Genomic DNA, 2,822 nt, shown 5'->3' on the forward strand with positions numbered 1-2,822 from the left:
GCCGTACCGCAGGCGGGTGCCGTGTGCTCAGCAGCCGCCCGCCGGGCGCTCGCGTATTACCAGGTCCGCCCGGCCGGGCGTGGCGTCCAGCCACACCACCCGGGTGCCCTCGTCGGCGGCCGGGCTGTACTGGCCGCCGCGGTCGCAGGACAGGCGCTGCGGGGCGCCGCCCGCCAGCGGCACCTGCCACAGCTTGGGCAGCGCGGCGTTGGTCCAGCCGCCGGCCGGCCGCTCGGAGGTGAGCTGGTAGGTGACGGCCTGGTCGGAGGCGGTCAGCGTGGTGCGGCGCGGGGCGTTCGGGGAGTCGGCGGACAGCAGATCGACGACGCCCGAGCCGTCCACGGCCCCGGAGCGGATGGTGCTTCGGGCGGTGGCCTGGGCGGGGGTGTCGAGCCACAGCACGCGGCCGCCGGCCAGGCGGGTGGAGGAGACGGTGCTCGGGCCGGAACCGGCCGGGGCGTGGGCGGTGTACTGGGCGGTGACCTTCCCGGCGGCGATGGAGTAGACGGTCGGCGCGCTCACCCGCTGCCCGCCCTCCTGCCAGGTCTCGCTCCAGCCGAGCAGGCCGTCGCGCAGGGTCAGGTCGGCCAGGCTGTGGCCCTCGGGCAGCGGGATCTCGACCGCCGCGCCGCCGTCGTGGACCAACTGCGCCCGGGTGCGGCCGGTGGCGTGGTCGGTGACCACGAAGGCGATGTCCGCGCCGGAGACCTGGAGGCCGGAAGCCCCCTGGGCGGTGGACTTGAAGAGGCTGCGCACCGGACCCTGGCCGCTGAGCGGGGCCGTCAGCACCTCCTGGCCCGGGCCCTGGGAACCGCCCTGGGCCTCCCACACGGCGGTGGTGCCGTCGGTGGCGGACCAGCTGTGGAAGCGCCCGTCCTCGGGGCTGAGCCGTACGGGCTCGCCGTGGCCGTCGGTGGTGCCGGTGTACAGCCCGGTGCCGTCGGGGCCGTTGGCCAGGATCACCCAGTGCCCGTTCGCGGCGACCGGGGCGGCCATGCCGTTGGGGATGCCCGGCAGCAGGGTGCGGCTGTCCATGCCGAGCCGGTGCTGCCAGCCGGGGCGGATCCCGTGGGCGTCGAACGCGGCGGCCAGCGCGTGCAGTTGGCGCCCGTCCAGGCCCTGGTCGAGCCCGGCGGCCAGCACCGCGTCGCGGCCGGCGAGGAAGTCGTCGGTCGGGGTGAGGTAGTCGGCGAGCGCGTGGTAGACGACCCGGTCGGCGGTGAGCGGGTCGATGGTGCGCCGGATGTCCCACAGCGCGCCGCTGAAGATGGTGGAGTTGAGGTGCTCCCCGCCCGAGTCGACGTCGCCGAGGGCGCCCAGGTAGTCGTCCACGGTGGTGCGGTGGTCGTCCAGGCGGCGCTGCGCGCAGGCCTGCGGGGTGCCGGTGCGGCACAGGCTCTCGCCCAGCAGCGGGGCGGTGGGGTCGTCCATGGACAGGTGGCGGGCGGTGGCCTCGATGGCGTTGCCGAAGTAGTCGGCGATCCCCTCGTTCATGGCGCCGGACTGGCCGAAGCCGACCAGGTCGGCGGTGTGCTGGATGACGGCGTGGGTCATCTCGTGCCCGGCCACGTCCAGGGCGGCGGAGAACGGGTAGAAGCCCGGGCCGGAGCCGTAGACCATCTGGTGGCCGTCCCAGAACGCGTTCGGGAACGGGCGGCCGTTGTCGGTCACGTCGACCACGGAGACGATCGGTCCGCCCTGGCCGTCCAGGCCGTCGCGGTCGAGCCGGTCGCGGTAGAAGTCGTACACGATTCCGGCGTTGACGTGGGCGTCGGTGGCGCCGTCGTCCCCGGTGGCGGCCGGGAAGTCGGGGGTGGGGGAGGAGACGGGGGCGGCGTCGGCCGGGATGGTGCGGTCGAAGTCGCCCTGGTCGCGGCCGGCGGCGTCGTAGGTGGTGATGACGGCGGGGCGGGTGAGGTCGGTGAGCTGGTAGGTGCCGTCGGGGCGCTTGGCGGTGTTCAGCGCGGTGGTGTGCCGGTGGGCGTCGGGGGCGGTGCCGGTGGCGGGCTGCAGTCCGTCGCCGGCACCGGTGGCCTGGCCGGACGCCGGGGCGGCCGCGGCCCGGGGCGCGCGGGCGTCGTAGGCGAGGGCGAGCGTGCCGGCGGTGGCGTCGACGTACACCTCGCGGGCGGTGCCGCCGGCCTTGGGGCGCACGGTGTAGTGCTCGGCCAGGCGGCCGGGTCCGCCGGGCAGGATGACCGCTCCGAGGTCCTCGGCGGTGGCGTCGGCCTGCTCCTGCGGGTCCGTCAGCGCGGTGAGCGCCGTGCGGCGCAGGGTCTCGGCCGGGACGGCGGGGGTGGTGGGGGCGGTCAGGCCGGTGAAGTAGCGCCCGCCCGCCGACTCGACCTTCTGCCCGGCGCCCTGGCCGGCCAGGTGCACCAGGTACTGGCCGCCGAGCACGGGGATCCCGCCGTGGCGCTGCTCGAACCTGACGGTGCGCCGGCCGCCCGGGCCGGGTGTGGAGGCGAGCTCGGTCAGTTCGGCGGTGTCGATGCGGTAGCGCTCGGGGTGGGCGGCCAGGTGGGCCCGGGCGGCCTGGGCCGGCTCGCCGGGGGCGCTCTCGCCCAGGCCGGTCACCAGCTGCGGGGTGGCGGTGTCCTTGCCCGCCACCAGGGCGGGCACCGCTTCGGCGCCGGCGGCCGGCGCGGGCTGCGCGGCCGCGGGCCCGGCCAGGGCGGGCGGCGCGGTCAGCACCAGTGCCACCGTGGCGGCGGCGACGGCCAACGCACGGGCGACATGGGGATGTTGGGGCACGGCGGTCCTCTCGTGAGGGAGCGGGCGGTGCGCCGGCACGGTGGCCGGCACACAGCCCACAATAAGCA

At 76.5% G+C, this 2,822-nt stretch carries 1 protein-coding gene; it reads right to left on the reverse strand.

Features of this window, described 5'->3' with window-relative positions; all coding sequences use genetic code 11:
- Window positions 1–27: 27 nt before the first annotated feature.
- Window positions 28–2,754, reverse strand: coding sequence for a M4 family metallopeptidase (locus tag ACFQ87_RS45460; RefSeq protein WP_380616920.1), 2,727 nt, complete (start codon window positions 2,752–2,754; stop codon window positions 28–30).
- Window positions 2,755–2,822: the final 68 nt, after the last annotated feature.

The sequence above is a fragment of the Kitasatospora sp. NPDC056531 genome (genome assembly GCF_042794375.1).
Classification (GTDB): Bacteria; Actinomycetota; Actinomycetes; order Streptomycetales; family Streptomycetaceae; genus Kitasatospora.